The sequence below is a fragment of the Arthrobacter sp. 10L430 genome (genome assembly GCF_056395245.1).
Genome location: NZ_JBFTJD010000002.1, coordinates 317,049 through 339,930 on the forward strand (window position 1 = coordinate 317,049; position 22,882 = coordinate 339,930).

A 22,882-nucleotide genomic window follows, 5' to 3' on the forward strand; every position below is an offset into this window, starting at 1 on the left:
AGTTTCAGGCTGGGGGCGCGGCCGGAGTCTTGAGGCCGGCAGTTTCGGGGCTGGCAGTTTCGGGGCTGGCGGTTTCGGGGCTGGCGGTTTCGGGGCTGGGGGCGGGGCCGTCATGCTGGTCTGACCGGGCGGCGTTCGCCGCGGCGAGCAGTTCCGGGGGAAGAAGCAGCGGAATGCCGTCCTCGATGGCGTAGCGCAGCTTTTCGCCGCCCTCTGCCGCCGCCGTCGACACGAGTTCCTCGCCCTCCTGCGTCAGGGCCGAGCCTGTGACCGGGCACCGCAGGACGGACAACAGTTCGGGACTGATCTTTGGCATGGTTGATGCTCCCTGCTGGGCGAAGGCGCGCTGTGGCTGACGGATTTGCAGCTTCCAGCCTACCGCCAGTTGCGGTTCAGGACGGTTCGCGCAGTATGCGGAGGTGGCCGCGGCGCACGCCCTCCGCCCCGGCGGGCGCCTCGAGCGCGGAATGGGCGCCGCGCTGCCCCTGCGAGGTTCCGGAGGCAGCCGGCCGGGATGCCGCCTCACGCACGGCGTCGGCCAGGGCAAGCAGGTCGTCGGGCCCGGGCTGCGGCGGCTGGGACGGCATGGCAAGGCGCAGGACTTCCCAGCCCCGCGGAACGGTCAGTGAACCCGCGTGCTGCGCGCAGAGGTCGTAACAGTGCGGCTCGGCGTAGGTGGCAAGCGGTCCAAGGACCGCCGTGGAATCCGCGTATACGTACGTCAAAGTGGCCACCGCGGACTGGCGGCAGGCTGACCTGGAACATTGACGGATAGCACCCACGACATCACAGACTACTCCGGGTGCGGCGCGAATTCCGACATTGACGGCGGACGCGCCACGGCCGTGCCGCCCGGCGTGGATTATGTCGCGCAAATCATCCGGCGGGTTTAGAGTCGGTATATGCAGTCATCGCACCATGATTCGGGTTTTACGGTCCGGTTGGCTGACCCCGGGGCTCCCAAGGAAGCCGCCGGCCCGGCCGCCGGGCGGAGCTTTGCGCGGCGGAGGCGCAACCGCCATGGACGGGGACTTCGCGGCGAGCTGTTGCTGCCCACGCTTCCCGCCTACCGGACGCGCTCTGACCGGTTCGACGAACTCGTCATGGACTCCGCCCAGCGGCTCCACGACATCTGGGGAAAGACGCTCGACGGCGTGCGGTTTGCGGTCGACGAAATCCCGCCGAACCTGGAGCAGCTGGTGGCCGACGGTTCGCCCGCTCCGATGGGCTGCTACACGCCCGCCACGGAGGACGAAGGGCCGGTCATCACGCTGTACCGCCGGGTTGTCGAGCAGGGGTGCCCGGTCCGGGAGGAGCTGCAGGACCTGGTGCACGATGTCGTGGTGGAACACACCGCCGAAATGCTGGGTGTGGCGCCGGAAACCCTGGACCCCGTCTACCGGCGGCGCTACTGACCCTTAACGGCGCAGGCACGCGGCCCGGCCCCGTTCCGACTAGTATCCCAGCTTGACCGGCACCTTTTCCTGGCCCTCTGCACCTGGCGTTATGGCGACAGTGGCGACGTCGTTCCTGTCTTCCTGTTCGAGGAGCACGGTGCCGTAGGCTGCACCGCCGGCTGCCGAAACCACGTAGGCGACGACCGGCGACTTCCCAATCCGGTCCGGCACCGTCAGGGACGTGGTGGTTCCGCCGGCGATATCCGCGGTAGCCGCCGGACGGACTTTACCGTCGGCCGTAATGGGTGTGTAGGAGATGGTGGCGCGGTCTTCCAGCGCACCGAAGACCAGGAACCGCTCGCCGCCACCGGGAACCGGGACTATGTGCTGACTGCCGAGCCTGCCGGTTGACGGAGCCCACGCGAAATCCAACGTCTGGGCGGTCTTCAGCCCGCGGCTGACGCGCGCCGCGGCCGCGATGGCCACATCCGAACTCGCGGAGACCGTGTACTGCCCCGCCGGAACGCCGGCCAGCGGGACCTCAGTCACGGTGCCTGCCTTGGCGGTGACAACTCCGCCGCCAGGCAGCGCTTTCTGTCCGCCGCGGCCGAAGAGCTTGACTTCAACCACGGCGTCCACGGGTCCCGGCACCGTGATCTGCAGGGACGGTGCGGCGTCGCCGAAGCCACGGGACTTCGTGAGCGATTCCAGTCCGCCAGGATCCTGGATGTCGATTCCCGTCATGACCTGGAGGGATGAGGGTGCCGCACCCGGAGCTATGAAATCGACCCCGCCAGGCGTCAGCCCCCGCAACACACTCTGCTGGATGAAGGCGCTCACGGGGCCGCCGGTGCTGCGGGCGTGGATGCTCAGCCGCTCCTGGCCGGGAGCGAGGCCGGCGAGCACAATGGACCGCGTGGTTCCCGGTGCGACCAGGAGCCCGCGGCTGCCGGGAGCCTTGATCTGCCCGTCCTTGCCGTAGAGTTCCAGGCTGACCGTGGCCGGAGTCGTTGACGCGTTGGTGAGATGGAGGACGCTGCTGCGACCCACCGCCGTATTGGCGCCTGCCAGCCAAAGGTCATTCAGCGGCGCCTGGCACGCGGCGGCGGCCAGCCCCTGGAGATCGCCGTCCGTTGCCGAGTAGCTCATCACTCCGGCGGCAGCTGCCTGCCGGTTGCCCAGGGCGTCGGCGCTCAGGACACTGACGTCCTTCACGCTCCGCTGGGCGATGGTTCCGGCAAGCTGCGCCGAGGCTCCGGCGGGAGCCGTTGCGGAGCCGGGGTCTTTCGCGATCCGCACCAGCTCGGAGCCATCCAGTGCCGACAGTCTGCTGCCCGGGAGCAGTGCCCCCGCCGCACCGACAACCGCCGCGGATACACTGCTCCTTGCCGTAGCGGACTCGGGCCTGAACTGCGGGTCGGTACCCACAGGCGTCCCCTCGAGCAGCTTCGCCGGGCCGGGGCAAACGTCCTGGCTGCTTCCGGCCGGAACGGACGCCAGTGGAACTTCCAGCTGCCGGTTGCCTGCAGGCTGCGGCGCAAGCGAGGCTGCCGCCACCATGCCGCCCCCGGCCGCAACAATCGCTGCCGCCGACAGCAAGCCGGCCACCATTCCCCGGCGGGCGGGCCGGCCGCCCTTTTTCGCTTGTTTGGGACCGCCCTTTTTCGCTTGTTTGGGCCCGCCCTTTTTCGCTTGCTGGGGCCCGCCCTTCGCCGGTTTGGGTTCGCCCTTTTTCGCCGGCGCGGGCCTCTCCCCGGTTCGGGCTACGGAACCTTCTGTGAACTCAGGTGCAGGTGCCGGCGCTGCCGGTGTGCCGCCGTCGTTCTCTGTGTTAAGCATTCTGGTTTTCCTTACGCAGGGAGCCTTCGTCCCTGGACAGGCCGGTGTGGGGGCGCCGGGCCGGCATGGGCAGCGCCAGCAGGACGGTCAGGCCGATCACCCCGGCCTGGATGATACCCGCCCAGAGCGCCCAGGGGTTGTCGTAGCGGACCGTCACGTGACCGGCTTGCGGGGGCAGCGTAAAGGCCTGCGACCAGCCGGATGTTGTGGAGGTCAGTTTCCGCCCGTCGAGCCAGGCGGTCCAGCCGGGATCCGCGCGTTCGGCGAGGACCAGCAGCCTGCCTTCCGGCCCCTTCGGCACGGCCGTGTCCACGCCGGTCAGCCCGGACGGAAGAAGGTTGGTGGTGGCGCCCTTGCCGTCAACGACGCGCACGCGGTGTGCAACGTCGGCTGGCTGCAGGACGGCCTGGTTCAGCGGACTTACCCGCCACAGCCAGCCGGAGTCCGTCGGGCCCACAGCCACGAGGCCGGGAACGGCGTCCATGCGGCTCGCTGTCAGCTGGGCTGCGGTGTCGGCAGACCGCAGGACCACGAATCCCACACCGAGTTGTTCGAGTTCGGGCCGCGGATCCACTCCGTGGCCGGCAACCACTGTGGCCACGGTGGTGCGCAGCGCGGCGGTCACCTCGTCATCATCGCGGACCGATTCTTCGCCCGGGTTGCCCCGGATGTTGCGGGCCGACGCGATGGCGGACAGGCCATCGAGGGTGGTGCCTCCGCCCCGCATGAGCGAGGCGTCGTAGCTTTCGTCCTCGCCGATGCTGATCAGCAATGTACGTGTCTGCTCCGGCCCCTCGCCCCGGTCAATCGCCGTGGCCGGCAGCGTCCGCGGATCGGCAGCATCCACCCTCCGGGGAGTTCCCAGGCCGGGCGTCTCCGCCACGCCCGCGGCCGTGGCCGTGGCCGCAGGCTGGAGCACGTTCTGGGCTGTCCACGCGGCGAGTCCGGCCAGCGGTCCGGCCAGCAGGAGAACCATGGCCAGTGCGGTTGCGGAACGCGCCAGGACTGCGCGTCTTCCGCGGCCTTGAGCAGCCTGGCCGGCCGTGAAGCCCGCGGCTGGACTGGAATGCGCAGAGACGGAGAAGAGCCCTTCCCCGCCGATGAGCGCAGCGCCCAGGAAGGCGAACATGGCGGCCGAGACCGCCGGACCGGGGAACGGCGCCACGAGTGCCTCCGCGGTGGCGCCCGTGGCCACGTGGGCGGACAGCCAGCCGCCCGCCAGCACGATCAGGGCAGCCACCCACAGGGCGCGGGCAACGCGGGTGCGCCGGGACGGAATAACCAGTGCGGCCACGGCCAGCGCCAGCACGGGAGCCCCGACCAGGAGGGCGAGCAACAGGGCCCACGGCACGGGGCCATCCGCGAAAAGTCCAAGCCCTGACAGCCCGTCCGCTGCCTCAAAGCTCAGCGGCTGGCCAAGAACCTGCTGCCAGAGCGGAGCAGCATCGAAGCCCAGCGGAAGTCCGGGATCCGCAAGGAGGGCGCGGGGACGGTCCAGCGTGGACAGGGCAAAGGGTATGAAGAGCGCGGCGCTGGGCAGGAGAGCCCACCACAGGGTACGACCCCTCCCCCGCAGCAGGAAGCCCGCAAGGACAATGACGACGACGGCCGGCACCAGCAGGGACGGCGCCGCAGCGGTAACTACCGCCAGGGAAAGTCCGGCCGCTGCCGCCGCCGTCCACGACGGCGTCCCGTTGATGCCCGGCTTCAGCGGAGGCTTCTCCATGAAACGCCGGTCGGTTGGGGCGGGCAGGGAAAAGCGGCCGCGTCCAAGGGCCGTCCCCGTGGCTCGCAGCAGCGCGAGGACAAGCAGCGGCAGCATGAGGTGAGCGAGGAGGGCCCCGATGCGCCCCTGGTTCAGTGCAATCTGTAGGGCCGGGGCGCCTGCCCATACCAAGGCGGCCGCCAGCCGGAACCTGCGGAGTGAGGTCAGGGCGCCGGCGGCGAACCAGGCAGTGAGCCCGGACAGTGGCATGGCCAGCAGGAGCAGCCAGACGATGGCGCCGTTGGCGTTGCCGCCGCCCAGCACGCCCAAAACCCAGAGGACGTAGCCGAACGGGTCGCCGTGGCCGGGCAGCCCGGCCCCCAGCCCGATCCACCAGCCGGATGCCCGGTGCCAGATGTCTTCGAGCCGGGATGAAACCGGCAGCAGGGCGCCGCCGGCCACGGCGTCGGCCCGGAAGAGCCCTGCCAAACCTGCAAAGGACGCGGCGCTGGCGAGGATGACGGCGGCGAGGGCCCCGTTGCCTATCCAGCCCCGTTCGTTGGTGGAGAGTGCGGCGAAGTCGTCGGTCGAGTCGCCGGTGGGCTGCTCCGCCAGCGAATCGGCTACGTTTCCCTCAGCCTGTGCGTCGTCAGCGCCAAACGCCTCCATGAGGGAGCGCCGGTGGCTCCACACCTCGCGCCGTTCCGTCTGCAGTTTGTTCACCAGAGACCGCGGGACACGGCGCGTGCGTGCGGCATTCCGGCGGCCGCGGAAAACAGCTGCCGGACGGCCCAGCGCGGCGGCCGTGGCCACGAGCTGGGAGAAACCGTGCCCTGGGTCCTTGACCGCGATACTGAAGACCAGTTTGAAGATGCTGCCGAGGAGTGCGGCCACCGCATGCACGGGAACCAGCCACAGCGGGGCGTGCTTGAGCCGGAGATGAACCTGCGCCCGGCGCGCAGCCGAGGCATTGCCCAGAGCGTGGGGGCGGTGCGACACGTGGAACATTTTCGCGCTCGGAACCACTACCACCCGGTGACCGGCAAGGCGGTTACGCCAGCAGAAGTCGACGTCGTCGCCGGTACCGGGCAGGGCGGGATCAAACCCCTTCAGGAGCTCCCAGACGTCGCGCCGGACCAGCATGCCGGCAGAGTTGACGGCGAAAGTGTCAGAACGGCCGTCGTATTGGCCCTGGTCGAGCTCATCGGCCTCGATCAGGGTGAGGCGTTCGGCCCAACGGCTCGTGGAAAGGCCGACGTCGATCAGCCTGCGTTTTGCGTCCCAGTCCAGCTGCTTACAGCCGGCCACGGTGACTGACGGCGCACGCTCCACGGCGTGGAGCAGCTCGGCCAGCGCCTCGGGGGCGGGTGCGGCGTCGTCGTGCAGCAGCCAGATCCATTCTGAGGCCGCATCCGGGGCTTCCGCGTTCCACGGCGCCAGGGCGGCCAGCCCGGCCGTGACGGCGACGCCCATTCCCGTCTTGCCCGCACTGATGCCGGTGACGTTGGGGGCGCCGAGCGCCCGTTCAAGGAGGGCAGCCGAATTGTCCTGCGAACCGGTATCAACGCCGATGGCCAGATCTGCCGGCCGGGTCTGACCTGCCAGTGCCGCCAGGGTCCTGGGGAGATAGGCACTGCCGTTGTGGGCAACCACAACGGCAGTGACGTGTACTTCCTGAAGAATTAGACTGCCCGCTTCCTCAGCCGACGGCGCTCACGCTCGGAGAGGCCTCCCCAAATACCGAAACGCTCATCATTCGCCAAAGCGTATTCAAGGCACTGCGACCGCACGTTGCAGGCGCCGCAAACCTTCTTCGCGTCCCTCGTGGAGCCGCCCTTCTCCGGAAAAAACGCTTCAGGATCAGTCTGCGCGCACAGCGCATCCGTCTGCCAGCCGAGCTCGCCTTCGTCGTCGAAGTCCTGCTGAAGGGGCAGACCGATCCACACGGGCTGTGCGAGCGTGCCGGCGCCGGGGTTCCGGAGCTCCATGGGCGGATCGTTGAGATCCTCATCCTGCTCCGGGCTTCCACCCAGCAGCGCCTCGTGCGCCGCAAGGAAGGCGGTGGCCTGGTCCTGCAGGGACGAGGCGGTGTCCAGGTTATACCGCTCGGCGGCGTCCGGATCAGCCGGATCTACGTACCAATCGCTTGGCACGCCGCGTGAACGGTATTTTGCCGTGGCCTGGCCGGCCACAACGGCATCTTCATGGATACGCTCTTGCCCCATGGCGTCCCCTCCTGAATTGTGCAGCCTGCCGGACACTCAGGGCACTAGGTTTGTGTGCCCGAGACTTCGCGGTGGCTTTCGATAACTAATTACACGCGTGTAACTAGGGGGAGTCAAGCCGCGAGGAATAATAATCAACTCCGGACCCGATCAGGTGCCGCGCCACGCCCGGGAATTTTTTCCGCAGTCCATGGCCGACACGCCTGAAATTTGACAGCAAGCTTACTACCTGGCATAAAATCTGCGCAATTCCGCGGAAAACGGGAGATGAATACGGGTTAACGCAAATGACGTTAGAAAGTCTTATGTGTCGCAGATCATAGATCGCCTTGAACCTGACGTCTTCGGTGGTGCCCGGAAAGCACCGGGCACCCGGTGGACACGGGCGACGTGCGTGGCAAGATGAAGCCATGAATATCCCGGCCACTGATCTGATGACGGCCCTGCGCTCGGGCCACTCAACGTCACCCCGCCTGACCTGGTACGGCCCGGACGCGGAACGCGTGGAACTCTCCGGCCGCGTTCTGGATAACTGGGTGGCCAAGACGAGCAACCTGCTGCAGGACGACCTCGACGCCGAACCCGGCATGCGTCTCCGGCTGGACCTCCCGGCGCACTGGAAATCCATCATCTGGGCCCTCGCCGCTTGGCAGCTGGGGATGGAGGTCGTTCTGGACGACAACGGCGCGGACCTGCTCGCAACTGACGATCCGGCACAGGCCGGAGAAGGGTTCGACGCCGTGGTTGCTGTGCCGCTTCCCGCCCTGGCAATGAGGTGGCCCGGTGATTTGCCCTCCGGTGTGATCGACTACGCGGCGGAGGTCCGGTCGCACGGTGACGTCTTCATGGCGCACAACGACCCCGATCCGGGGCATCCGGCAGTCCGGAGCTCGAGCGGGGCGGCCGTGCGCCACGCGGAACTACTGGACAGTTTCGCGGCCGGCCACGAGTCCGGCACCAGACTGCTCGTCCGCGCAAGCGACGGGCTGGAGGCGGCCCTGGCCAACGCGCTCGGTGCATGGAAGAACGACGGTTCAGTGGTGCTGGTGCACGGGGACGTGGAACTCACTGACAAACTGCTCGCCGCGGAACGGGTCCACGGGGACTGAGGGAAAAGCGCCGGCCGTCTGGTCCGGCGCCGTCTAATCCCCCGCTGCTTAATCCTGCCGGGCGGAGACTTCCGGATCCTCTGCCGCCGGCTCGGGCTGCCCCGCAGCCGGATGGTTGGCATGGTGGTGGCCTTCGATGAGCTCGTGGTCGTGCGAGAACTCCGGCTCCTGGTCCAGCTCCTGGTTGAACACAAGGAACCTGTAGGCGAAGAACCGGACCACTGTTGCCACCAGGATTCCGACCACACCGGCCGCGAACAGCATGTTCTTGTCGGTGACACCCATCGAATACTTGGCCAAGGCAGTAAAGCCGGTGGAGATGCCGATGCCGATGCCGTTAATGAGGATGAACATCAGGAATTCCCGGAGGACATTGGCCTGGCGGCGGTGGCGGAAAGTCCACAGGCGGTTGGCAATCCAGGAAAAGATTGTGGCAACGGTGGCACCCACGAACCGGGCTTTGGCCTCGCTGTCCGTCATGGGACCGTGCATCAGGTAGAAGGTCAGGCCGTTGTCAATGACGAACGCCACACCGCCGACGGCACCGAATTTCGCCACCTCGCGCCAGAAAAGCGAGGCTAGTCCCCGGATGCGCTCTGCAAGTGTGTTAATCATGACCCTCCGTGGCCGTATGAATAGTGGGGCCGATGGGCCAAAGTCCCATTTTAGCCCGGATTGCTGGGAGCGGCCCCAACCAGGCTGCAGCCAGCGGCTCCCCCTTGCCCTGTCCCGCCGTAGAATTTCGGGACTTTCCCGGGCTTCACTGCCATGAAAGCCGGTAACCCCGTTCCTTTTCTGTAGGCTGAGACTTGTGACTTTTCCAGTAATCGGCGTGGTTGGCGGCGGCCAGCTTGCGCGCATGATGGCCCCCGCCGCCACAGCATTAGGCTTCGAACTCCGCGTCCTCGCCGAAGGTGAAGACGTCTCCGCAGTATCGGCCGTGCCCAACGCGCCCGTCGGCGACTACAAGGATCTGGCTGCCCTGCTGGAGTTCTCCGAGGGCCTTGACGTCATGACCTTCGACCACGAGCACGTGCCGGCTGACCACCTGCACGCCCTCATTGCGGCGGGAGTGAACGTCCAGCCCGGCCCGGACGCACTGATCAATGCCCAGGACAAGCTTGTGATGCGCGGCGCCATCGACCGCCTCGAACTGCCGAACCCGGCATGGGCGTCCGTGGACAACGTGGACGCCCTGGTCCGCTTCGGCGACGAGACCGGGTGGCCCGTGGTGCTCAAGACGCCCCGGGGCGGCTATGACGGCAAGGGCGTGCGGATCGTCGGATCGCCCCAAGAGGCTGCGGACAGCGCCGACTGGTTCGAGGCCATGAGCCCTCTGCTGGCGGAAGCCAAGGTGGAGTTCAGCCGTGAGCTCTCTGCGCTTGTGGCGCGCACGCCGGACGGCGCATCCCGGGCCTGGCCCGTGGTCCACACCATCCAGGTTGACGGCGTGTGCGACGAAGTGATCGCTCCGGCGCAGGGCATCCCCCTCGAGGTCGCCGCGGCCGCCGAAGATGCGGCCTTGCGGATCGCCAATGAACTGGGCGTCACCGGCGTCATGGCCGTGGAGCTCTTCGAAACACCGGGGTCCGGGGCCGGGTTCCTCATCAACGAACTTGCCATGCGCCCGCACAACACCGGCCACTGGACGCAGGACGGCTCCGTCACGAGCCAGTTTGAGCAGCACCTCCGCGCAGTCCTGAACCTGCCGCTGGGAGCCACCGACATGCTCGGCACGGTCGTGGTGATGAAGAACTTCCTGGGCGGCGAGAACCAGGACCTGTTTTCCGCCTATCCAGTAGCGCTGGCCGCGGAACCCGCCGCGAAAGTCCACTGCTACGGGAAATCGGTGCGGCCAGGCCGGAAAATCGGCCACGTCAATCTCGTGGGCGCCTCCGTGGCGGATGTGCAGTCCCTGAGGCAACGGGCCACCACCGTGGCAAACATCATCCGTGACGGCAGGCTGCCTGCCGACGCGGGACCAGGCAACACCGAGGAGAACGCATGAGCCCCGAACCCGCCGCCACGCCCGGAACGGACAGCCCGTCCCCACTGGTCGGCCTCGTCATGGGGTCGGATTCGGACTGGCCCGTCATGGAGGCCGCCGCCGACGCCCTTGCGGAGTTCGGCATCGCCTTCGAGGCCGACGTCGTCTCGGCCCACCGCATGCCCACCGAGATGATCCGGTACGGCCAGACGGCGCATGAGCGCGGTCTTCGCGTCATCATTGCAGGAGCCGGCGGCGCCGCCCACCTTCCGGGGATGCTCGCCTCGGTCACGCCGCTACCCGTCATCGGGGTTCCGGTCCCGCTCAAGACCCTGGACGGCATGGATTCGCTGCTGTCCATCGTGCAGATGCCGGCGGGCGTACCGGTCGCCACCGTCTCCATCGCCGGTGCCCGGAACGCGGGCCTGCTCGCCGTGCGGATGCTGGCCTCGGGAACGGACGATCTCGCCGTCCGCCTCCGCACCGATCTTCTGGACTTCGCACAGGAACTCAATGACGTGGCCAGCCGGAAAGGCGCCAACCTCCGGCAGAAGGTCAATGAAGTCTTCTCCGAAGGAAACGTGGTTCTCCGGGGCAGCCGTTAAGGAACTCTCATGTCCAACACTGATCTGCCATCCCAGGGGCTCCTGACGGACCCCGTCCGGCATCCGGCGAGCGCGCCTGCGCCCGTCCGTACCAAGCGCGCCTTTCTGCTGATCCTCCTCACCCTGTTCGTTCCGGGGAGCGCCCAGATCGCCGCCGGGGACCGCAAGCTGGGCCGCATTGCCCTGCGGGTCACGCTGACTGTGTGGGCACTGGTCATCCTCGCCCTGGTGTTGCTGTTCACCAACCGGACACTGCTCATCAACATTGTCACCAATCCCGTGGCATCCCTGCTGATCGTCCTGGTCCTGACCGCCCTGGCGGTGGGCTGGGCGGTGCTGTTCATCAACACCCTGCGGCTGATCCGGCCCGTGCTGTTGCGGCCGCGCATGAGGCCCGTGGTCGGCGTCGCGCTGGCTCTCGCAATGGTTGCCAGCAGCGGCTCCCTCGGCTACGCGGCGTACCTGCTCAACGTCAGCCGCAACGCCATCGGCAGCATTTTCAACGCCAACGGCCCGGCCATCGACCCCGTGGACGGCCGCTACAACTTCCTGATGATGGGCGGCGACGCGGGCGCGGACCGCACGGGCCGTCGCCCCGACAGCCTGTCTGTCCTCAGCGTTGATGCCACGACCGGCAAGACGGCCATCATCTCGGTCCCCCGCAACCTGCAGAACGCCCGGTTCAGCGAGGGCTCCCCCATGCTGAAGATCTACCCCGAGGGCTACAACTGCGGCGATGAATGCCTTATCAACGCCATCAATACCGAGGTCACCAACAAGTACAAGGATCTTTATCCGGACGTTGCCGACCCTGGTGCCCAGGCCACCTTGGAAGCGGTATCGGGGACCCTTGGCATCACCGTTCAGGCCTACGTGCTCGTGGACATGGACGGCTTCGCGAAACTCATTGATGCGATGGGCGGAATCAGGATCAAGGCCGGCGGCTGGGTGCCGATCAGCGGCGACATGATCGATGAGGCCAACGGCATCCACGGCATGCCGCTGGGTTGGATTCCGGCCGGCGACCAGAAGCTGGATGGCTTCCATGCGCTGTGGTACGGGCGATCCCGGGAGTTCGTCGACGACTACGCGCGGATCCAGCGGCAGCAGTGCGTCCAGCAGGCCATGCTCAAACAGCTGGATCCTGCGACCCTCCTCTCGAAGTTCGAGGACATCGCCAACGCCGGAACCAAGGTGGTGGAATCCAACATTTCCTCAAGCCAGCTGGGCAGTTTTGTGGATCTTGCCATGAAAGCCAAAGGCAAGGACGTTAGCCGCCTCACCATTGGGCCGCCGGACTTTGCCGCATCCTTCTCCACCGTGCCAGACTTTGACGTTATCCATCAGCGGGTCAAGAAGCTGCTCAGCGACCAGAGCTCAGAGCCGTCACCTGCCGCGGCGCCCGACGACGCGCTGCAGCTGCAATACGCAGTTGGCGGCAGCGGGCTGACGGCAGCCGGACCGGCCGTACCGGTCACCAAACCGTCGCCGTCGTCGCCGTCGTCGTCGGACTTCACTCCGGTGACCACCACGCCGGAAGGTGAGCCCATCACCGAAAAGATGCTGAACCAGCTCAAGCGCGAGGGAAACGAGCAGGCTATCCGCGATCTCGTGGCCACCAACGGCCAATGCGCACCCTTGTGACAAACACCTGCTTCAAGAAAGAAGGACACCCGGCTGTGTACGAAATCGATAACGTCCTCAGGCCTTACGCCTGGGGATCTACGACGGCGATCGCCGGCCTGCTGGGCAGGCCGGAGTCGGGCGGCCCGGAAGCGGAGCTGTGGATCGGCGCGCACCCGGACTCACCTTCCCTGGCCAGCAGGCCCGACGGCACGGCCGTGGCCCTGAATGAACTTATCGCCGAGGACCCCGCTCATTTCCTGGGCGACGCCTCGGTGGCGGAATTCGGGCCCCGGCTCCCGTTCCTCGCCAAGGTGCTCGCCGCAGCAAAGCCCCTTTCGTTGCAGGTCCACCCCAGCCTTGCGCAGGCCAGAGCCGGTTTTGCCCGCGAGAATGCCGACGGCGTCCCCGCCGGCGCGGCCAACCGGAATTACAGGGATGACAACCACAAACCGGAGATGATCTTCGCGCTGACGCCGTTCGACGCGCTGTGCGGATTCCGCGAGCCGGCCAAGTCCCGGGACGTTTTCCTTCACCTGGCGGGGTGCTTGGAGCTCTCCGGATCAGGCGTTCCGGAAATCCTGACCGAGGTCATCGATGACCTGTCGCAGCCCGAGGAGCGTGCGGCGCTCCGGTCGGCGTTCGAGCGGCTGATCGCGGGCGGTGATGGCGTCACGGAGGCGACCTTAAGGGTCGTCGCGGCGCTGACCTCCGGCGCGCCCATGGCGCCGTACCAGCCGGAACTGTCCACGGTGCTGAGCCTGAACAGCGAATACCCGGGCGATCCCGGCGTGCTGATTTCCCTGCTGCTCAACCGGCTCTCGCTGGAGCCTGGCGAGGCCGTGTACCTCCCCGCCGGCAATGTGCATGCCTACCTCCACGGCCTGGGTGTGGAGGTCATGGCCTCCTCGGACAACGTGCTGCGCGGGGGCCTGACGCCGAAGTTCGTCGATGTACCGGAGCTGCTGAAGACCATCGCGTTCGAGTCGGTGGGTGTGCCCATGCTCCGCGCCGAAGTCTCAGAACTCGGCCAGGAGCTGTACCAGCCGCCCTTCCGGGAATTCCAGCTCCAAAGGATCGAGCTGCTCCCGGACGGAAGCCCGGTGCCACTGGCGCAATCGGGGGCCGCGGTGATCATCGTCACTGCCGGCTCCGTCTATCTGGACTCGCCGAAGGGCGACCTTCGGCTGAACCGCGGCGCGAGTGCCTTCCTTCCGGCAGCCCACGCCCCTGTCAACGTCCACCCCGTTTCGGGCGCCGCGGACACCGCCGTGGCCTTCGCCGTGACCACGTCGATGAAAGCCTGACCGCCGTGGAATACTTCCTGCAGAGCCAGGCGTGGGCCGACTTCCAGCGGTCCCTCGGCCGTACGGTTCACCGGCGGTCCGGCGAGGGCTGGAGCTTCCTGGCCGTTGAGGAGAAAAACCCGTCCGGGAAAGTGCTGTATGCGCCCTATGGTCCCGTGGCTGAGTCCGTCGACGCGTTTGACGCCGCGCTGGCTGAGCTCGTGGACGTGGCGAAATCCTGCGGTGCCGTTTTCGTCCGGATCGAGCCGGTGACGGCTGGCCTGGAACCGGGGACCGCCGCAGGTGCACTGAAGAGCCGCGGGCTGCAGCCTGCGCCCGTCAACCAGCAGCCCGAGCTGAGCTGGATCGTGGATCTGGACAGGGACTTCAAGGACGTGCTGGCCGATATGAAGCCCGTCAACCGGAACCTCTACCGGAACATCCACAAGAAGGGTGTGACGTTCCACGCCTCGCAGGATCCCGACGACATCCGCATCCTGCTGAACTTCCTGCACATGACGGCCAGGCGCAATGGCTTCAAACCGCAAAGCGACGAGTACCTGACCCGGGTCGCGGCGTCGCTGATGCCTGCCGGGGCGGCCACCCTGTTCGTCGCCGAATTGCACGGCGGCCCCATTGCGGCGGCGCTGGCCTATGATTCCGCAGACACGCGCACCTACGCCCACGCTGCCATGGACGACACCCACCGCAAGCTCAGCGCCGGCATTCCGCTCCTGGTCACGCTGATGGCCGATGCCAAGGACAAGGGCCTCAAGCACGTGGACCTCTGGGGCGTGGCGCCGGCTGACCAGCCGGATCACAAGTGGGCCGGCTTCACCGCCTTCAAGAAGTCCTTCGGGGGCCGGGAAATCGCCTACCCGGGAACGTGGGACCTGCCCGTCAACAAGCCCCGCTACGCGGCTTACCAGGTGGCCCGCAAGCTCCGCGAAAGACTCCGCAAAACCCTCGCGCGGACGAACACTTAGGCTTCGCGCTATGGAGTCGGTGGACTAGCTCTTGCGGGCGTAGCCTTCCCACTTGCTGGCCTGGTGCTCGCCGTCCACGAAGCGGATCGTGCCGGACTTGGAGCGCATGACGATCGACTGCGTCAGGACCTTGTCTTTGGAGTAGCGCACACCCTTGAGGAGGTCGCCGTCGGTGATGCCCGTGGCAGCGAAGTAGCAGTTGTCGCTGGAGACGAGGTCGTTCGTGGACAGCACCCGCTCAAGGTCGTGGCCGGCGTCGATGGCCTTCTGCTTTTCGTCGTCGCTGGTGGGCCACAGCCTGCCCTGGATGACGCCGCCGAGCGATTTGATGGCGCAGGCGGCAACAATGCCTTCCGGCGTTCCGCCGATGCCCATGAGCGCGTCAACGCCGGTTCCGGAACGGGCAGCTGCGATGGCGCCGGCGACGTCGCCGTCCATGATGAATTTGGTGCGCGCGCCGGCCTCGCGGATTTCCTCCACCAGCGGACGGTGGCGGTCACGGTCGAGGATCATGACGTTGAGCTGGTTGACCTTGACGCCCTTGGCCTTGGCGATCAGGTGCAGGTTCTGCTTGACGGGTAAACGCAGATCCACCATGTCGGCGGCCTCGGGACCGGTGACGAGCTTCTCCATGTAGAACACGGCGGAGGGATCGAACATGGAGCCGCGTTCGGCGACGGCCAGGACGGCCAGTGCATTGTTGATGCCGAGGGCGGTCAGCCGCGTACCGTCGATGGGGTCGACGGCGACGTCGCACTCTGGGCCTGTGCCGTCCCCAACCCGCTCACCGTTGAAAAGCATGGGAGCTTCGTCTTTTTCGCCCTCACCGATGACCACAACGCCGTTGAAGTGGACGGTCTGGAGGAAGGAACGCATGGCGTCGACGGCCGCGCCGTCTGCCTTGTTCTTGTCGCCGAATCCAACCCAGTGGCCGCCGGCGATCGCGGCGGCTTCGGTGACGCGGACAAGCTCAAGTGCGAGGTTGCGGTCCGGCTCGTCGATCCCGACGGCGAGCGACGGGGAAAGCGTGGAATACTTCTGGGTCATTGACGCTGGTGACACGTGAACCTCTTCTTCGAGTGGCGATCATTGGACCCGCAGTGCCGAAGGAGGCTTCTGCGGTGATTCCTCTGCTACTGATCATAGTCGGGCTATGCGTCCCAGGTCATGGGATGACCACCACGCGAAACACGTGTTACTCCTCACCGCCGGGCACGGGGAATGTGAGTTCGGCGCCCGCATGGGCGACTATAGAGGGGTGAGTGAAACGCAGGACCAGTCCGCCCCCACCAGCCCGGCAGCCGGCCACGGCTCTTCCCCGGCTCCGGCTACCCAGGCGGTCAAGCCGGTAATCCCCGCCGCCGCGGCCAAGCGGGCCAATGCGTCCGTCATCGGAATGATTGTCGCGCTGGTGGTCAGCATCGCCGCCTTCCTGCCGATCGTCCTCATGAACCCGTCACCCAAGACTGACGGCTACCGCCCCAACATCGATGTGAGCGCGGTCGCCACACACGCGGTGGATGTGGCGGGATTCACACCCGTCGCCCCAGAAACGGGCGACACATTCAAGCCAAATTACGCCCGCTGGGAAGCCGGCACCGGAACAGGCGTCCCCACCTGGGAGGTTGGATACCTCACCCCGAAAGAAGCGTTCATCGGGCTGGTCCAGACGCGGAAGGCCAACCCGACCTGGCTCCTGCAGCAGACGAAGAATGCCCCAGTGACCGGAAACCGGAATGCCGGCGGGCAGGAATGGGAACTGCGGGACACCGGCAAGGGTGAGCGGAGTATGGTGCTGAACCACCGGGGGACCACCGTTGTCCTCAGTGGGAGTGCGCAACTGGACGAGTTTTCGGTACTGGCCGCCGCCGTCGTAAAGTCCCTCGACAGTAACCCGGTTGTCACAGTTTCACCGTCACCGAGCCCCAAGCCGTAAGGTAGGGGCCGTGGCAACCTACCTGACTCCCGCCCTGGCCTGGCGCCGTCTGCGCGAAGGCAACGAGCGCTTTGTTAACGGTGAATCCTCGCACCCTAACCAGGACGCCTCGCGGCGGTCCTCCCTGGTGGAAAACCAGCACCCCTTCGCGGTGATCTTCGGGTGCTCCGATTCCCGGCTCGCGGCAGAAATCATCTTCGATCTGGGCCTCGGCGACGCCTTCGTGGTGCGCACCGCCGGCGAGGTCATTGATGACGCCGTGCTCGGATCGCTTGAATACAGCATCAGCGTGCTGAGCGTGCCCTTGATCGTGGTGCTGGGCCATGACAGCTGCGGCGCGGTCAGTGCCACGAAGTCGGCCGTGGAAACCGGCCAGATGCCCGTGGGCTTCATGCGGGACCTCGTCGAGCGCATCACGCCGTCCGTCCTGACGTCCCTGCGCAATGGCGAAACCGAGGTCAACGACATGGTGGTGGAACACGTCAAGCAGACCTCGCAGCGGCTCGTGGACAGCTCCCGTGTGATTTCCGACGCAATCGAAACGGGGCGGGCGGCGGTCATCGGCCTCTCTTACAGCCTCGCGGAGGGCCGCGCGGACCTTGTTTCCGGAATCGGCGAGCTCTAAAACCCCGCCGGGAGCGCCCGGTCAGCAGGCCCGTAGCAAGCAGTTCACGGTTTTCGGTGCGGCCCCTGATCGCCCTAAGCTAGCCCCATGACTTCCACTGAAGAGTTCCGCATTGAACATGACACGATGGGCGAAGTCCGCGTCCCCGTGAACGCCCTGTACCGCGCGCAGACGCAACGTGCAGTCGAGAACTTCCCGATCTCCGGCAAAACCCTTGAACGTGCCCACATCGAGGCTCTGGCGCGGGTAAAGAAGGCCGCTGCCCAGGCCAACGCAGAACTGGGCGTGCTCGACGGCGAGCTGGCCAAGGCGATCGCCGAAGCTGCCGATGAGGTGGCCGCGGGCAAGTACGACGGCGACTTCCCCATCGACGTTTTCCAGACCGGCTCCGGCACGTCCTCGAACATGAACACCAACGAGGTTATTGCCGAGCTTGCCTCCAGGGCCCTCAAGGCTGCCGGCAGCGACAAGGTGGTCCACCCCAACGACCACGTCAACGCCTCGCAGTCCTCCAACGACGTGTTCCCCACGTCGGTGCACGTGGCCGCCACCTCGGCCCTGATCAACGACCTCATTCCCGCCCTCGGCTACCTCGCCGAGTCGCTGGAGCGCAAGGCCGTGGAGTTCAAGGACGTGGTCAAGTCCGGCCGCACGCACCTCATGGATGCCACTCCGGTCACCTTGGGCCAGGAATTCGGCGGCTACGCCGCACAGGTCCGTTACGGCATCGAGCGCATCAATGCCTCCCTCCCCCGGGTTGCCGAAGTCCCGCTCGGCGGCACCGCCGTGGGCACTGGCATCAACACGCCGGCTGGCTTCCCGGAGCGCGTCATTGAACTGCTCGCCACCGACACCGGCCTGCCGCTGACCGAGGCCCGCGACCACTTCGAGGCACAGGCCAACCGTGACGGCCTCATCGAAGCCTCCAGCCAGCTGCGCAACATTGCCATCTCCTTCATGAAGATCAACAATGACCTGCGCTGGATGGGCTCCGGCCCCAACACCGGACTCGGCGAAATCGCCATTCCGGACCTCCAGCCGGGTTCGTCGATCATGCCGGGCAAGGTCAATCCCGTCATCTGTGAAGCCTCCATCATGGTGTGCGCGCAGGTGATCGGAAACGACACGGCCATCGCCTGGTCGGGAACGAACGGCGCCTTCGAACTGAACGTGGGCATCCCCGTCATGGCCGCGAACCTGCTCGAATCTGTCCGCCTTCTGGCCAACACCAGCCGCGTCATGGCCGACAAGATGATCGACGGCATTACCGCCAACGTCGACCGGGCCCGCTTCCTCGCCGAGGCATCGCCGTCCATCGTTACTCCGCTGAACAAGTACATCGGCTACGAGAACGCAGCGAAGATCGCCAAGAAGGCCGTCGCCGAGGGACTGACCATCCGCGAGACCGTTGTAGCCATGGGCTTCCTGGAGCGTGGCGAGCTGACGGAAGAGCAGCTCGACACCGCCCTGGACGTCATGTCCATGACCCGCCCGCCGCACAAGGCATAGTCTCCGCTACCAGAACCACGCATCCGACGCCGGCCGGTGCCTTCCAGTGGAAGGTGCCGGCCGGCGTCGTTCTCCCCCGGCCCCCGCGCAGTCCGGCTATGCGGCTGCCCCCGGCCCTCCTGCCGCCCGCCGCTCCTCCGGAGTGTAGGCCGCCGCGGCAGCTGCCTGCTCCAGCGTGGCTCCGGAGACCCGTGCTTCCCGCAGCCTGCGCGTCTTGGCAGACTGGACGCTGAAGGCGGCGTCCACATTTCCAGCTGCATAGGTCAGCGCGTCCTCGGCCCTGATCCCCAGGCCCTGGGCCGTCAGAACGGCATCCTGGTTCGCGCCGAGGTAGGTAAACTGCCATCCCCACTGCATCTGCTGCCGTTCCACAAGGCCCTTGACCATGGCTCCGTTCGCTTCCCGGGAGGCGTTCTCATGGCCGTCGGTCAGGACAGCCACCAGCACAGTCCCCGGACGCTCGTGTGCCGGCATTGCCGCAAGCTCCGCCCCGGCTTCACCGATCAGGCGCACCATGGCATCGTGCAGGGCAGTGGATCCCCTGGGCTGAAGAACAAGCGGCGGGACATCCTGGATATCCACAGATTCGTACACCCGCTCGTAGGTGTCGTCGAACTGGGCGAGGGACAGCCGGCACCGGCCTGCAACTGACTTCTGGTCCGTGATGAAGGCCGAGAACCCGCCCACGGTGTCGTCAGCGATGGCACTCATGGATCCCGAACGGTCCAGGAGCACGTAAACGTGTGTAAGCCCTGCGTCTGTCATGCTTCCCCATTTCCGGCCCCGGTCCCGCCGGTGCCACCTGGTGCCAGCGATAGTGCTGGACAGGAACAGGCTAGGTACGGCCACCGACAATATTGCAAAAGTTGCACTCCAGACGAAGTAGTGCAAACATTTACTATGTGACCAAGAGTGCAATTATTGAGGGCGGCCTTCGCGAGCGGAAGCGCGCGGCAACCCGGGCGGCGATTACCGCCGTCGCGCGTTCCCTGACTGCGGAACGCGGCCTGAACGGCTACACCGTGGAGGACGTCTGCGAACAGGCGGGCATCTCCCGGCGCACGTTCTTCAACTACTTCCCCACCAAGGAAGACGCGATCCTGGGGCATGTTGACGATGAACACCCCGAGGAATTCTTCGAGGACTTCATCCGGGGCGGTAGCACGTCCCCCGTGGGAGAGATCTCGGCCAGCCTGCTTCAGGATCTTGCGGAGTTGTCGCTGCACCTGTCTGAAAGGATGAGCGCCTCCGAAGAAGAGACCCGGCAGCTGATCGGCGTCATCAAGAAAGAACCCCAGCTGATGCTGAAAATCATCGGCGCCACCGAGGAACGGGAGGCCCATTTCGCCCGCGTCGTCGCCGCCAGGGAAGGCGTAGCCCCGGACCATCCGGTGGTCAGGATGGCTGTTGTGGTGATGGGCAGCATCGCCAGGCACGCCAGCATGGCCTATTTCTCCGAGGGCAACACACGCCCCTACCGGGACCACCTGCTCGAAAATCTCGAGGGTGCGAGGCTACTGCTGTCCCAGCCATTTTCCCGCCCCGCATACCCGTCCGCGGACACCCCATCACCCTCCACAGAAGGAAGCAAATGAGCACCGCCGTCATACCCAAGGCAGCAGCCGAACCGCTGCTCCTGACCCAGAAGCGCATCTGGATCATCTTCTCCGCGCTCATCGCCGGCATGCTGCTCTCCAGCCTGGACCAGACCATCGTGTCCACCGCCATGCCCACCATCGTTGGCAAACTCGGCGGCGTGGAGCACCAGGCCTGGATCACCACCGCGTACCTGCTCGCCACCACCATCGTGATGCCCATCTATGGCAAGTTTGGTGACGTCCTGGGCCGCCGGAACCTGTTCCTCGTGGCCATCGCGCTGTTCACGCTCGCCTCGGTCGGCTGCGCATTCGCCACCGATTTCTGGGGTTTCGTGGTGTTCCGCGCCGTCCAGGGCCTCGGCGGCGGCGGCCTGATGATCCTCTCGCAGGCCATCATCGCCGACATCGTCCCGGCCAAGGAACGCGGCAAGTACATGGGCCCGCTGGGCGCCATCTTCGGTCTCTCAGCCGTTGCCGGGCCCCTCCTGGGCGGTTACTTCGTGGACCACCTCACGTGGGAATGGGCTTTCTACATCAACATCCCCGTCGGCATCGCCGCGTTCACCATCGCCTGGTTCACCCTGACCCTGCCGAACAAGAAGGCCGCAAAGCGGATCGACATCCTGGGCGTCGTGCTGCTCTCCGCGGCCACGACCTGCCTGATCTTCTTCACCGACTTCGGCGGAAAGAAGGACGAAGGCTGGGATTCGCCCCTCACGTGGGCGTTCGGTGCCGGCCTGGTTGTGGCTGCTGCCGCGTTCGTCATGGTGGAACGCCGGGCTGAGGACCCCATTATCCCGATGAGCCTGTTCAGGAACCGGATCTTCGTCAACTCCACTGCCATCGGCTTCACGCTGGGCCTGGGCATGTTCGCCGCCATCGCGTTCGTGCCCACGTTCCTGCAAATGTCCTCAGGGACCTCGGCCGCCGAGTCCGGGCTGCTGATGCTTCCGATGATGGTGGGCCTCATGGGCATGGCCATCTATTCGGGGATCCGGATCTCCAAGACCGGCAGGTACAAGATGTTCCCCATCCTGGGAGCTGTCCTGACCATGGGTGCCATGCTCTGGCTGACGACCCTGACGGCAGACACCCCGATCTGGGTCATCTGCGTCCAGCTGTTCGTGTTCGGCGCCGGCCTGGGCTCCATCATGCAGGTCATTGTCCTGGTGGTCCAGAACTCCGTCCCGGCGGACCAGATCGGAACCGCCACCAGCACGAACAACTACTTCCGCGAAGTCGGCGCGTCCCTGGGCGTGGCCGTGTTCGGTTCCATCTTCACGTCCCGGTTGTCTGAATCCCTTGGCAAGGCCTTCACCGGTGCCGGCGCCTCAGCCGAGCAGGCCACGCAGTCCACCCGGACGCTGGACCCCCAGGCGCTCAGCCAGCTCCCGGAGCAGCTCCGGGACGCCATCGTGAACGCCTACGCCGATTCGCTGGCACCGGTGTTCTGGTACCTGCTGCCGTTCCTGGGCATCGCGCTGATCCTCGCACTGACCCTGAAGCAGATCCCGCTCTCGGACACGGCCGGCATGGTGGCCCGCGGCGAAGCTGTGGGCGGCGAGGAGGCCGAGCGGCTGGAAGCTGCGCGGCTGGAGACTGCACGGCACGGTGCCGGTGGAGCCGCCGTCGTCGGCATCGCGGCATCCGCGGAGGCGCTGGACGCTCCCGCTGACAGTGAGCCGGCCGGCAACGCCAAGAACGACGACGGCGAGCTGGCCGGCCAGCGCAGCCGACCCTCCGCCGGGCAATAGTCCGGGGGAAGTTGCGGGGTCGTCGCAGTCTTTTGGTGTTGCGGCGGCCCTGCCTTTTAGTCGCTTGTCGCGAGGAGGGGTTTCCCGCCAGGGGTGCTCAAGCCGGCAGCAGGACCATTGCGGCGGCCGCTCCTCCGAGCATGAAGGGCCCGAACGGAATCGCCGACTTGAGCGTTCCGCGCCGCGACGCCAGCAGGCCGATGCTCCACAAACCCCCGAGCAGGAAGGCGGCGAAGGTGCCGGCGAAAATGTGCGGCCAGCCCAGATAGCCCAGGTACATGCCCAGCACCCCCGCCAGCTTAACGTCACCGAATCCCATCCCCGGCGGATACACCAGCCGCAGGACAAAGTAGAACAGCCACAGAACTGCTCCCCCGGCCAGGATCCGGAGCCCAGGCACGCCGAACAGCTGCGCGGCGGCGGCCGGAACGCTCCCGCTGCCCTGAGCCGACACGGCCAGACTGATCACGGCCCCGAGCAGGAGCGCGCCCGCCACCGCATACGACGGGAAGACGATCCGGTTCGGCAAAAGATGGTGGCGGACATCGATCACCGTGAGCCGGGCGGCCATCACAGCGAAATAAGCGCACGCGGCCAGGACCAGCCAGAAGGCCGGCGGTGCTGCTTCCCAGAGTTCGCCAAGTCGTTGGATCACTCTCGGATGCTACTGGATTTGCCCGGTCCGCCGCTGGACCGGC

The 22,882-nt window shown here is 66.5% G+C and carries 21 protein-coding genes; 12 read left to right on the forward strand and 9 right to left on the reverse strand.

The features are described from left to right. Nucleotides 1–4: 4 nt before the first annotated feature. Together AC1DDG_RS03600 and AC1DDG_RS03605 are read right to left on the reverse strand one after the other, a co-directional pair. A complete protein-coding gene (locus AC1DDG_RS03600; protein ID WP_476874973.1) occupies nucleotides 5–316 on the reverse strand; it encodes a Trm112 family protein in 312 nt (103 codons plus the stop codon). A 76-nt stretch (nucleotides 317–392) separates the two neighbouring features. Further along, a complete protein-coding gene (locus tag AC1DDG_RS03605; protein ID WP_253073894.1) occupies nucleotides 393–782 on the reverse strand; it encodes a DUF3499 domain-containing protein in 390 nt (129 codons plus the stop codon). A 120-nt stretch (nucleotides 783–902) separates the two neighbouring features. Here AC1DDG_RS03605 and AC1DDG_RS03610 point away from each other — a divergent pair, with 120 nt between their 5' ends. Next, nucleotides 903–1,415, forward strand: coding sequence for a metallopeptidase family protein (locus tag AC1DDG_RS03610; RefSeq protein ID WP_230117180.1), 513 nt, complete (start codon nucleotides 903–905; stop codon nucleotides 1,413–1,415). 39 nt (nucleotides 1,416–1,454) lie between these two features. On the opposite strand, the gene AC1DDG_RS03615 is transcribed toward AC1DDG_RS03610, so the two are convergent. Genes AC1DDG_RS03615 through AC1DDG_RS03625 form a run of 3 tightly spaced genes read right to left on the reverse strand, consistent with a single transcriptional unit; the run spans nucleotide 1,455 to nucleotide 7,166 of the window. Beyond that, nucleotides 1,455–3,236 carry a DUF5719 family protein gene (locus AC1DDG_RS03615; protein ID WP_230117179.1) on the reverse strand — a complete coding sequence of 594 codons (1,782 nt, stop codon included), beginning with the start codon at nucleotides 3,234–3,236 and terminating at the stop codon, nucleotides 1,455–1,457. Beyond that, the gene (locus AC1DDG_RS03620; RefSeq protein ID WP_230117178.1) at nucleotides 3,229–6,594 is read right to left on the reverse strand and encodes a glycosyltransferase family 2 protein; all 3,366 of its coding nucleotides are present in this window, start codon (nucleotides 6,592–6,594) and stop codon (nucleotides 3,229–3,231) included. The genes AC1DDG_RS03615 and AC1DDG_RS03620 overlap by 8 nt, the downstream gene beginning before the upstream one ends. A 29-nt stretch (nucleotides 6,595–6,623) precedes the next feature. Further along, a complete protein-coding gene (locus AC1DDG_RS03625) occupies nucleotides 6,624–7,166 on the reverse strand; it encodes a WhiB family transcriptional regulator (RefSeq protein WP_230117177.1) in 543 nt (180 codons plus the stop codon). 410 nt (nucleotides 7,167–7,576) lie between these two features. On the opposite strand from AC1DDG_RS03625, the gene AC1DDG_RS03630 reads away from it, so the two are divergent. Further along, nucleotides 7,577–8,275, forward strand: a complete 699-nt coding sequence (locus AC1DDG_RS03630) for a TIGR03089 family protein (RefSeq protein WP_230117176.1) — start codon at nucleotides 7,577–7,579, stop codon at nucleotides 8,273–8,275. Between the two features lie 48 nt (nucleotides 8,276–8,323). On the opposite strand, the gene AC1DDG_RS03635 is transcribed toward AC1DDG_RS03630, so the two are convergent. After that, nucleotides 8,324–8,890 carry a GtrA family protein gene (locus AC1DDG_RS03635; protein ID WP_230117175.1) on the reverse strand — a complete coding sequence of 189 codons (567 nt, stop codon included), beginning with the start codon at nucleotides 8,888–8,890 and terminating at the stop codon, nucleotides 8,324–8,326. Between the two features lie 244 nt (nucleotides 8,891–9,134). On the opposite strand from AC1DDG_RS03635, the gene AC1DDG_RS03640 reads away from it, so the two are divergent. From AC1DDG_RS03640 to AC1DDG_RS03660, 5 genes are read left to right on the forward strand one after another with little or no spacing between them, the layout of a single operon-like run. Then, nucleotides 9,135–10,283 carry a 5-(carboxyamino)imidazole ribonucleotide synthase gene (locus AC1DDG_RS03640; protein ID WP_230117194.1) on the forward strand — a complete coding sequence of 383 codons (1,149 nt, stop codon included), beginning with the start codon at nucleotides 9,135–9,137 and terminating at the stop codon, nucleotides 10,281–10,283. Then, the gene (gene purE, locus AC1DDG_RS03645; protein WP_230117174.1) at nucleotides 10,280–10,867 is read left to right on the forward strand and encodes a 5-(carboxyamino)imidazole ribonucleotide mutase; all 588 of its coding nucleotides are present in this window, start codon (nucleotides 10,280–10,282) and stop codon (nucleotides 10,865–10,867) included. The genes AC1DDG_RS03640 and purE overlap by 4 nt, the downstream gene beginning before the upstream one ends. A gap of 9 nt (nucleotides 10,868–10,876) precedes the next feature. Beyond that, nucleotides 10,877–12,511: an LCP family protein gene (locus tag AC1DDG_RS03650; protein ID WP_230117173.1), complete on the forward strand. Its 1,635-nt coding sequence runs from the start codon at nucleotides 10,877–10,879 to the stop codon at nucleotides 12,509–12,511. Between the two features lie 35 nt (nucleotides 12,512–12,546). Next, nucleotides 12,547–13,797, forward strand: a complete 1,251-nt coding sequence (manA, locus tag AC1DDG_RS03655) for a mannose-6-phosphate isomerase, class I (protein ID WP_230117172.1) — start codon at nucleotides 12,547–12,549, stop codon at nucleotides 13,795–13,797. 5 nt (nucleotides 13,798–13,802) lie between these two features. Then, nucleotides 13,803–14,762, forward strand: a complete 960-nt coding sequence (locus AC1DDG_RS03660; protein ID WP_230117171.1) for a lipid II:glycine glycyltransferase FemX — start codon at nucleotides 13,803–13,805, stop codon at nucleotides 14,760–14,762. A gap of 24 nt (nucleotides 14,763–14,786) precedes the next feature. Here AC1DDG_RS03660 and glpX read toward each other — a convergent pair whose 3' ends face one another. Beyond that, on the reverse strand, nucleotides 14,787–15,809 hold the full coding sequence (gene glpX, locus AC1DDG_RS03665) for a class II fructose-bisphosphatase (RefSeq protein ID WP_230117193.1): 1,023 nt from the start codon (nucleotides 15,807–15,809) through the stop codon (nucleotides 14,787–14,789). 193 nt (nucleotides 15,810–16,002) lie between these two features. Between glpX and AC1DDG_RS03670 the strand changes: the two genes are divergently transcribed. From AC1DDG_RS03670 to AC1DDG_RS03680, 3 genes are all read left to right on the forward strand, one after another. After that, nucleotides 16,003–16,698 (forward strand): DUF4245 domain-containing protein, encoded by a 696-nt coding sequence (locus tag AC1DDG_RS03670; protein WP_230117192.1) that lies wholly within the window; start codon nucleotides 16,003–16,005, stop codon nucleotides 16,696–16,698. A 10-nt stretch (nucleotides 16,699–16,708) separates the two neighbouring features. After that, complete coding sequence (locus AC1DDG_RS03675) at nucleotides 16,709–17,323, forward strand: carbonic anhydrase (protein ID WP_230117170.1); 615 nt, start codon at nucleotides 16,709–16,711, stop codon at nucleotides 17,321–17,323. 87 nt (nucleotides 17,324–17,410) lie between these two features. Next, nucleotides 17,411–18,832, forward strand: a complete 1,422-nt coding sequence (locus AC1DDG_RS03680; RefSeq protein WP_230117169.1) for a class II fumarate hydratase — start codon at nucleotides 17,411–17,413, stop codon at nucleotides 18,830–18,832. Between the two features lie 96 nt (nucleotides 18,833–18,928). Here AC1DDG_RS03680 and AC1DDG_RS03685 read toward each other — a convergent pair whose 3' ends face one another. Next, nucleotides 18,929–19,597 carry a VWA domain-containing protein gene (locus tag AC1DDG_RS03685; protein ID WP_476874974.1) on the reverse strand — a complete coding sequence of 223 codons (669 nt, stop codon included), beginning with the start codon at nucleotides 19,595–19,597 and terminating at the stop codon, nucleotides 18,929–18,931. 137 nt (nucleotides 19,598–19,734) lie between these two features. Here AC1DDG_RS03685 and AC1DDG_RS03690 point away from each other — a divergent pair, with 137 nt between their 5' ends. Both AC1DDG_RS03690 and AC1DDG_RS03695 read left to right on the forward strand, forming a co-directional pair. Further along, nucleotides 19,735–20,427 carry a TetR/AcrR family transcriptional regulator gene (locus AC1DDG_RS03690; RefSeq protein WP_476874975.1) on the forward strand — a complete coding sequence of 231 codons (693 nt, stop codon included), beginning with the start codon at nucleotides 19,735–19,737 and terminating at the stop codon, nucleotides 20,425–20,427. Continuing rightward, nucleotides 20,424–22,184: an MDR family MFS transporter gene (locus AC1DDG_RS03695; protein WP_476874976.1), complete on the forward strand. Its 1,761-nt coding sequence runs from the start codon at nucleotides 20,424–20,426 to the stop codon at nucleotides 22,182–22,184. The genes AC1DDG_RS03690 and AC1DDG_RS03695 overlap by 4 nt, the downstream gene beginning before the upstream one ends. A gap of 97 nt (nucleotides 22,185–22,281) precedes the next feature. Here the strand turns inward: AC1DDG_RS03695 and AC1DDG_RS03700 are convergent, their stop codons facing one another. Continuing rightward, on the reverse strand, nucleotides 22,282–22,839 hold the full coding sequence (locus AC1DDG_RS03700) for a prepilin peptidase (protein WP_476874977.1): 558 nt from the start codon (nucleotides 22,837–22,839) through the stop codon (nucleotides 22,282–22,284). Nucleotides 22,840–22,882: the final 43 nt, after the last annotated feature.

Coding starts and splice junctions, on each gene's coding strand:
- AC1DDG_RS03600 (WP_476874973.1), bottom strand. CDS start 316: ATGCCAAAGATCAGTCCCGAACTGTTGTCCGTCCTGCGGTGCCCGGTC.
- AC1DDG_RS03610 (WP_230117180.1), top strand. CDS start 903: ATGCAGTCATCGCACCATGATTCGGGTTTTACGGTCCGGTTGGCTGAC.
- AC1DDG_RS03615 (WP_230117179.1), bottom strand. CDS start 3,236: ATGCTTAACACAGAGAACGACGGCGGCACACCGGCAGCGCCGGCACCT.
- AC1DDG_RS03625 (WP_230117177.1), bottom strand. CDS start 7,166: ATGGGGCAAGAGCGTATCCATGAAGATGCCGTTGTGGCCGGCCAGGCC.
- AC1DDG_RS03630 (WP_230117176.1), top strand. CDS start 7,577: ATGAATATCCCGGCCACTGATCTGATGACGGCCCTGCGCTCGGGCCAC.
- AC1DDG_RS03635 (WP_230117175.1), bottom strand. CDS start 8,890: ATGATTAACACACTTGCAGAGCGCATCCGGGGACTAGCCTCGCTTTTC.
- AC1DDG_RS03640 (WP_230117194.1), top strand. CDS start 9,135: ATGATGGCCCCCGCCGCCACAGCATTAGGCTTCGAACTCCGCGTCCTC.
- purE (WP_230117174.1), top strand. CDS start 10,280: ATGAGCCCCGAACCCGCCGCCACGCCCGGAACGGACAGCCCGTCCCCA.
- AC1DDG_RS03650 (WP_230117173.1), top strand. CDS start 10,877: ATGTCCAACACTGATCTGCCATCCCAGGGGCTCCTGACGGACCCCGTC.
- glpX (WP_230117193.1), bottom strand. CDS start 15,809: ATGACCCAGAAGTATTCCACGCTTTCCCCGTCGCTCGCCGTCGGGATC.
- AC1DDG_RS03670 (WP_230117192.1), top strand. CDS start 16,003: ATGGGCGACTATAGAGGGGTGAGTGAAACGCAGGACCAGTCCGCCCCC.
- AC1DDG_RS03680 (WP_230117169.1), top strand. CDS start 17,411: ATGACTTCCACTGAAGAGTTCCGCATTGAACATGACACGATGGGCGAA.
- AC1DDG_RS03685 (WP_476874974.1), bottom strand. CDS start 19,597: ATGACAGACGCAGGGCTTACACACGTTTACGTGCTCCTGGACCGTTCG.
- AC1DDG_RS03695 (WP_476874976.1), top strand. CDS start 20,424: ATGAGCACCGCCGTCATACCCAAGGCAGCAGCCGAACCGCTGCTCCTG.